Here is a 7,539-nt window from a genome sequence, read left to right on the forward strand (position 1 = left end):
TTATACGCCAAAGCATAAATATTTGTTAATTCATATTAAAGTTATTGCATTTTAATGAAGTGTTATCACAATTTATATCTATAGTTTGTAAAGTAGGCTAATTAGCCTCTATTAATACTGCCTATTTTCTGCCAGTATTTCATTATAAAACTGAGCTATTTTATCTAATCAGCTCTCTAATAAACGTACTTTTAGCCTATCGAAATTTTAAAGGCTTTGGCTTACTCAGAAGAGACTCTATGACTTCGTTAACCTCTTTACTCGACACCCATAATTGCTATTTACTCGGTCATAGAGGTGCTCGTGGCGAGCAACTAGAAAACAGTAAAGCCGGCTTTATCCATACTCAGCAGCTAAGTCAAATCTCATCGAACAATTGGCAAAAAAAGAAACTGGTAGGTATTGAGTTTGATGTGCAGTTAACTTTAGACGGTCAATTAGTGGTATTCCATGATGATACATTGCTTAGGCTATTTTCTCATCAATCTAGAATTGAACAATTAACCGCTGCCCAACTACAGCGCATCAGTTGCTCTGCTAGCGCTGATCAAAGTGGTCCTATCTTACTGCTGCGACAGATGCCGGAGTTTATTAAAAATTACAGCCACATTGAACTAGAGATTAAGACTAGCAATCGCACCAACTATCAGCAACTGATTCAATCATTAAAGCAATGTTTGATTACTCCAGAGTTTAAGACCTTATCTTTAACCTTAACCAGCTTTGATGTTCATTTGCTTGAGAAGCTACAGGCGGATACTTTCCTTAGCCAGTGTAAACGAGGCCTATTGGTAGAGCCTGCCTGCCCGCAGCTGACCCTGAAAATTATGGCACAGCCAGCTTTCAGGCATGCCGAGCCCCTCACCCCTTCTACGCACCCTATACTTATAAATGATATTAAAAATGCAGTAATGAGCACGGGACAGCCTTTTGCCAATACGGTATTAATTGCTTTACGATTAGGCTGCTCCTCTATTGGCCTATTTTATCCTCTATTTGATTCAAGCTTTATAGCTCAATGTCAAAGATATGATCTTGCTACTACTGCTTGGACTGTTAACAATATCGACTCTGCCAAACATCTTATCAAGCTTGGGGTTAACTACCTTATTACAGACTACCCCAACACTTTTTTATGTAGCTAAATAGCTTCCTAAAAAGCCAATCCAAATAATACCAATCTAGAAAAAATAGGGCGGCAGCAAAATTTGTTGCCACCCTATTAATTAACTGTTATATAAAAGTAAAAAAAGCCGAAAACCTGAGTTTCTCGACAATAATCTAGTGTATAAGTGTTCACTTTAATATTTATTTAAGGTATTCTACTCTTATCAATATCACTAATCTTATTTCAAGTAAGGATACCCTAGTAATGCAAATAAGAAATGGAAGTCTTTTGTCTTCCTTGCGTGCTGTAGGACGAAAATCTGTACATGGCGCCCACAAAGCATTTCACTCCGGCAAAAAAGTGGCGGATGCCCTAACTCGTTTGCCATTAGTTGAACTAATTAATAAACAGTTAAATTCTGATAGCTCTGTACCTTCCGCTACTATCAAAACTGTTAAAGATGAACGTCAAAAATCAACGGATTTATCTACTCATTCAGCTGACGTCACATTTGAAGGCTCATTAACTGCTGAAGAAGAACAACTGGCCAAGGAGCTGGCTTTTAAACGTGCCCCTATTAACTGGGTCCCCGCCGCTTTTCTTGTTGCCACACCAATTGCTGCAGCCTTAATTACCCCTTGGTATTTAGCCACCCATAAAGTTAGTGCTCCAGTATGGTTGACGTTCGCTGCTGTTGGGGTTTGGACCGGCTTGAGTATTACTGCCGGCTATCATAGGTTAATGTCACATCGGGCCTATAAAGCCCATCCTGCAGTGCGTAATTTCTTCTTAGTAGGCGCAACACTTGCGGTGCAAGGCTCAGCATTTGATTGGTGCTCTGGGCATAGAACCCATCATAGACATGTTGATGATCGTATGGATGATCCTTATTCAGCCAAACGTGGCTTTTGGTTTAGTCATATAGGTTGGATGCTACGAAACTATCCTAGCGGTAACTTCGATTATAAAAACATTCCTGATCTTACCAAAGACAAAGTGCTACAAATTCAGCACAAATATTATGGAGCTTGGGTAGTAGTTGCTAACGTAGGCCTAATTGGTGCTATCGGTTGGTTAATCGGTGATGTGTGGGGTACTTTATTATTAGCCGGTTTGGTACGTTTAGTGATTAATCACCACTTTACCTTCTTTATCAACTCGTTATGCCACATGGTTGGTACGCGTCCTTATACTGATACCAATACTGCCAGAGACAACTTCCTATTGGCCATTCCGACATGGGGTGAGGGCTATCACAACTATCATCATTTCTTCCAATACGATTACCGTAATGGGGTTAAATGGTGGCAATATGACCCAACCAAATGGTTAATTGCGGCTTTAGCAAAAGTGGGTTTAGCGTCCGATCTGCGTACAGTAGATGACACAACCATCAAACATGCTGAAGTAAATATGATGTTTAAACGCGCCCAAAATAAAATTGCCAAAATCAGTAATGATGAAGGGTTAATTACTGACAGCAACTTATCGCGTAGTCTGCAAAACTTTAGTGACCGTGTGCATTTTGAATATCAGCTATTTAACGACACAGTTAAAGAGTGGCAAGCTCTTAAAGCAAAAACCATTCAGCTGAAGAAAGAGCAGTTTGCGGAGCGTTTGCACGAAGCCGATGAGGCGCTTAAAGATCAGTACCAGATGATCGAAAAGCGCATTCTAGAACACAACCACAACCTTAAGCAGGCGTTTAAAGAGATAAGCTTTAAAACCGCAGGCTAATAAGTAATGAAGCAAAACTAAAAAACTAATAATAACCAATAACAATAATAAGATTCAGCTTTCTCCACCCCCTACCTTAGGTCAGGGGGATTTTTTTATTTCCCATTTGAACTATCTGGGTAATATTCTTAGTAACATTTTCTGTGTAATATTTTTAATAACAACCTCAGTTACAACCTTTGTAACAACATTGAAGCCACAATCGTTTATCCTACTATTTGATACAATCAATACTTCATTAAAGCTATGCTGAAGCTGAACACATCCCATAGCATCTGTTAAAATAAAAAAGCCAAAAACATGAATTATCAAAATAGTTACGCCACCTTAGACCCTCGCCTTTATAATCAGCAGCCCCCTACGGCTCTGAGTAACCCAAGGGCAGGACACTTCAATCCTTTTGTTGCTAAGCGCCTAGGCTGGGATCAAGATCCAGACTTAATGCAAAACTGGGTTGAGATATTATCGGGTAACTATGTGCCTGAAGGATTTGAGCCTTTAGCCATGGCTTATGCTGGTCATCAGTTTGGACAATGGGCCGGGCAACTGGGCGATGGTCGCGGGCTATTAATGGCACAAGTTATTGATAATAATGGCAAATTAACAGACCTGCATTTAAAAGGCGCTGGCCTAACCCCTTACTCTAGGATGGGCGATGGTAGAGCAGTATTACGCAGCACCATTCGAGAGTATTTGTGTGGTCATGCGATGACCTGCTTAGGTATTCGCTCTTCCACCTCTTTAGGCTTTGTCACCTCTGATACCCTCGTAAGACGCGAAACTGTAGAGCAAGGGGCAGCACTTATGCGGGTGGCCGATACTCACATTCGCTTAGGCCATGTCGAGTGGATAGCCAGCTTCGCTCCGGATTTATTGCCAAGCTTTACCCAATATATGATAGAAACTTACTATCCTGAACTTACTACGTCACAGACTCCTGTGGCTGACTTTATTACTGCGGTAGTGACTGGCACTGCTACCATGATTGCCGATTGGCAATTGATTGGCTTTGCTCATGGGGTGATGAATACCGATAACCTATCTATTACCGGAACCACTTTAGATTATGGTCCATTTGGATTTTTAGAAAGATTTGATCCCGCTTGGATCAATAACCATTCAGATTATTCAGGTCGTTATGCTTATCAAAACCAGCCTGCCATCGGTCATTGGAATCTAAATGTGTGGATGATGCACTTCATGCAATTATCTGGCAAAACCTTATTTAACGATAATAAAGAAACTATCAACCGCGAAGTTCTGGCGCAATGTCTGGCTAAATATGAATCAAGCTTTATGGCTCACTATCAGCAAGGCATCTGTAAAAAACTAGGCCTGCCTTGGGAGAGTTTAGACAATAGTGATGCGACAGCTGAAACTGTAACCGAGGTGATTAACGATACGTTAAAGCTAGCGTTTGAGTTTTTGGAGTTCATTGAGGCCAATAAGCTGGACTACACCAATAGTTTCAGAGCCTTAGTGGCAGTAATTGATAACAATAGCAATCCTTATGAGGCTGAGCTATTACAAGCAATAGACGCTGAATTAGACAACGAACAACGAGCGGCTTGGTCTGATTGGCAACAGCGTTACTTGACTCATATTGATACTATAGAGGCAGACAGAGCAAAGGTTATTGAGTGTCTCAAAGCTACCAACCCAGTTTATGTGTTACGTAATAGTATGGCGCAGCGTGCCATTACTAAAGCTGAAGCTGGAGACTTCTCCGAAGTAGATCTTTTATTCCAACTGTTAACTACCCCTTATCAGCAGCATGAGTTAGCGACCCAACAAGACATAACTCCTCCAGATCGAAGCGCCAAACCTTTAATTATAAGCTGTTCATCATAATTATTTTTGGCACTACTAAATATTTTTCATACAAAAAACTAGGTTCAGAGCCTCTTATACAAGCTATATGCGCTCTGAATCTGTATAATCAGCATATTACTGACGCGATAGACAAATCTAGACATTGCACACGTCATTAATAATGTTAATAATATTAAGTGACTAAAGCCCTCAAACTAGTAGCATAAAGTGCTAATATATCAGGGTAAAATGCCACAAATTTGAGTCTCCCGTTTGCGGATTTCCTTTTTCTAAAGATAATTGGTCTTAAACATGAGCGATAATACTTCTAATCCAATCTCCACTGAAATCAATGACATCAATGCGATGAATAAAGAGCAATTCGAGCAGTCCGCGCTGCATTATCATGAGTATCCTATCCCAGGTAAAATATCTGTTACCCCTACTAAGCAAATTGCTAACCAACACGATTTAGCACTGGCTTACTCTCCAGGTGTGGCCGTTCCATGTTTGGAAATTCAAAAAGACCCAAAACTAGCTGCCAAATATACTGCGCGTAGCAACCTAGTGGGCGTTATTACCAACGGTACTGCAGTATTAGGCTTAGGTGACATTGGTCCATTGGCATCAAAGCCAGTAATGGAAGGTAAAGGCGTTCTATTTAAAAGATTCGCCGGTATTGATGTATTTGATATTGAAATTGCTCAGAACGATCCTGATAAGTTTATTGAAGCGGTTGCTTCTCTTGAGCCAACCTTTGGTGGTATTAACTTAGAAGATATTAAAGCTCCAGAATGTTTCAAAATTGAGCGCGAATTGCGTGAACGTATGAACATTCCTGTGTTCCATGATGACCAACATGGTACCTCAATCATTGTGGGTGCGGCTTTAATTAACGCTCTACAACTCATTGATAAAAAAATTGAAGACATCAAGGTAGTTTGTTCTGGTGCCGGTGCAGCAGCTATCTCTTGTTTAGATTTGATTTGCGCCTTGGGTGTAAAAAAATCTAATATCATCGTATCAGACTCACGCGGTATTATTTCTACCAAACGTGAAAACTTAGATGAAAGCAAACAGCGTTATGCTCGTGATATAGAAGCCACCAGTATCACTGAAGTGATGGATGGTGTGGATATGTTCCTAGGCCTATCAATGCCGGGTACTCTAACTCCAGATATGATCACACGCATGGCCCGTGACCCAATCATCTTTGCACTGGCTAACCCTACTCCAGAAATTATGCCAGAGCTTGCTCATGCCGTTCGTGATGACGTTATCATGGCAACCGGTCGATCAGACTATCCAAACCAAGTAAACAATGCGCTTTGCTTCCCTTATATTTTCCGTGGTGCTCTAGATGTGGGCGCAACCATGGTAAACGAAGAGATGAAAATCGCTTGTGTCCATGCTATCGCGGCTATGGCTCACGTTGAAGCCACGCCACTACAAGGACAGAAGTATGTTGATACCAGCAAGAGCTTTGGTAGAGAATACTTAATCCCTGGTCCATTAGAGCCAAACTTAATTGTTGAAATCGCTTCAGCAGTGGCCAAAGCTGCTATGGATTCAGGTGTTGCTACCCTACCTATCGAAGACTTCGCAGCTTATCGTCAAAAACTTTCGGCCTTCGTATATAACTCAGCCTTCGTTATGAAGCCTCTGTTTGCACGCGCCAAAGAAGATCCTAAGCGTATTGTATTCTGCGAAGGGGAAGATCCAGACGTACTACGTGCGGTACAAGTGGTAGTAGATGAAGGTCTAGCTAAGCCTATCTTAGTGGGTCGTCCAAGCATTATTGAATCACAAATCAATGCTCTAAGCCTGCGTCTTAAGTCTGGTGACAATATTGAAATCGTTAACCAAGATAATGACCCGCGCTATAAAGATTACTGGCAATCTTACTATGAGAAGAATAAGCGTAAAGGCGTAAGTATTGAGCTTGCCCGTCGTGATGTACGTCGTAAGACCACTTTAATCGGCTCACTATTGGTTGAAAAAGGTGATGCTGACGGCATGATTTGTGGTACCTTCAGTTACTACAACTTGCACTTAAACTACGTTGAAAGAGTGATTGAAAAGCTAGAGGGTGTTAAGCACTTCTACTCGATGAACGCAGTATTAATGCAAAACCGCAATCTATTTATTGCTGATACTTATATCCATGAAGATCCAACTGCAGAGCAATTGGCTGAAATGACGGTATTGGCAGTAGCTCAAATGCGCCGCTTCGGTATAACGCCTCGCGTTGCCCTATTATCACACTCAAACTTCGGTACCTCTAATCGTGCCAGCGCCGTTAAAATGCGTAAAGTATATGAGCTGTTGACTGAAATGGATGTGGATTTTGAGTTTGATGGCGAGATGCATGGCGATGCGGCACTAGATGACCGTATCCGTACTCAAGATTTCCCACACAGTGTGTTGAAAGGTCCTGCTAACCTATTAATTATGCCAACTATGGATGCAGCTAACATCGCGTTTAACTTATTGAAGACAGCCACTGGCAGTGCTTCTATTGGCCCAATCTTATTGGGTGCAAGCAAACCTGTTCATATCCTAACTCCTTCAGCTACTGCTCGTCGTATTGTTAACATGACTGCATTGGCTGTTACTGAAGCTCAGGATATTGCTGCTGCTAAAAACGATGAATAAGCTGCTAAATTATAGTGGTTAATATACACTATTTATAATTTTATCTAATTGAAGTTAATAAAAAGCCAGCTTGAAGCTGGCTTTTTTATATTTAATAGTCTCTAATTATTAGTAGTCTTTAATTTGTGATAGTTCTTTATGGTTAATAGATTAAGGTCAAAAAGCTTTAAAGTATCCTATAGACCTTTTAATAACCAAATCTTAATTAGATAATACCAATTCCACAA

Annotated in this window: 4 protein-coding genes; all 4 read left to right on the top strand. The window is 40.8% G+C overall.

Annotated elements, in window-relative coordinates; genetic code table 11:
* The first annotated feature begins 239 nt into the window (after positions 1–239).
* The 4 genes from B3S92_RS04545 to B3S92_RS04560 all read left to right on the top strand — a co-directional run bounded on the left by B3S92_RS04545 (position 240) and on the right by B3S92_RS04560 (position 7,312).
* Positions 240–1,145, top strand: coding sequence for a glycerophosphodiester phosphodiesterase (locus tag B3S92_RS04545; protein ID WP_296203161.1), 906 nt, complete (start codon positions 240–242; stop codon positions 1,143–1,145).
* A gap of 506 nt (positions 1,146–1,651) precedes the next feature.
* A complete protein-coding gene (locus B3S92_RS04550; protein ID WP_296203170.1) occupies positions 1,652–2,845 on the top strand; it encodes an acyl-CoA desaturase in 1,194 nt (397 codons plus the stop codon).
* 300 nt (positions 2,846–3,145) lie between these two features.
* Positions 3,146–4,696, top strand: coding sequence for a protein adenylyltransferase SelO (locus tag B3S92_RS04555; RefSeq protein WP_296203162.1), 1,551 nt, complete (start codon positions 3,146–3,148; stop codon positions 4,694–4,696).
* 273 nt (positions 4,697–4,969) lie between these two features.
* A complete protein-coding gene (locus B3S92_RS04560) occupies positions 4,970–7,312 on the top strand; it encodes an NADP-dependent malic enzyme (RefSeq protein WP_296203165.1) in 2,343 nt (780 codons plus the stop codon).
* Positions 7,313–7,539 lie beyond the last annotated feature (227 nt).

Source organism: Psychrobacter sp. UBA3962, from assembly GCF_002385225.1.
Lineage (GTDB): Bacteria > Pseudomonadota > Gammaproteobacteria > Pseudomonadales > Moraxellaceae > Psychrobacter.

Excerpts from the sequence above, each read along its gene's own strand:
- B3S92_RS04560 (WP_296203165.1), top strand. The coding sequence starts at position 4,970 with ATGAGCGATAATACTTCTAATCCAATCTCCACTGAAATCAATGACATC.
- B3S92_RS04545 (WP_296203161.1), top strand. The coding sequence starts at position 240 with ATGACTTCGTTAACCTCTTTACTCGACACCCATAATTGCTATTTACTC.
- B3S92_RS04555 (WP_296203162.1), top strand. The coding sequence starts at position 3,146 with ATGAATTATCAAAATAGTTACGCCACCTTAGACCCTCGCCTTTATAAT.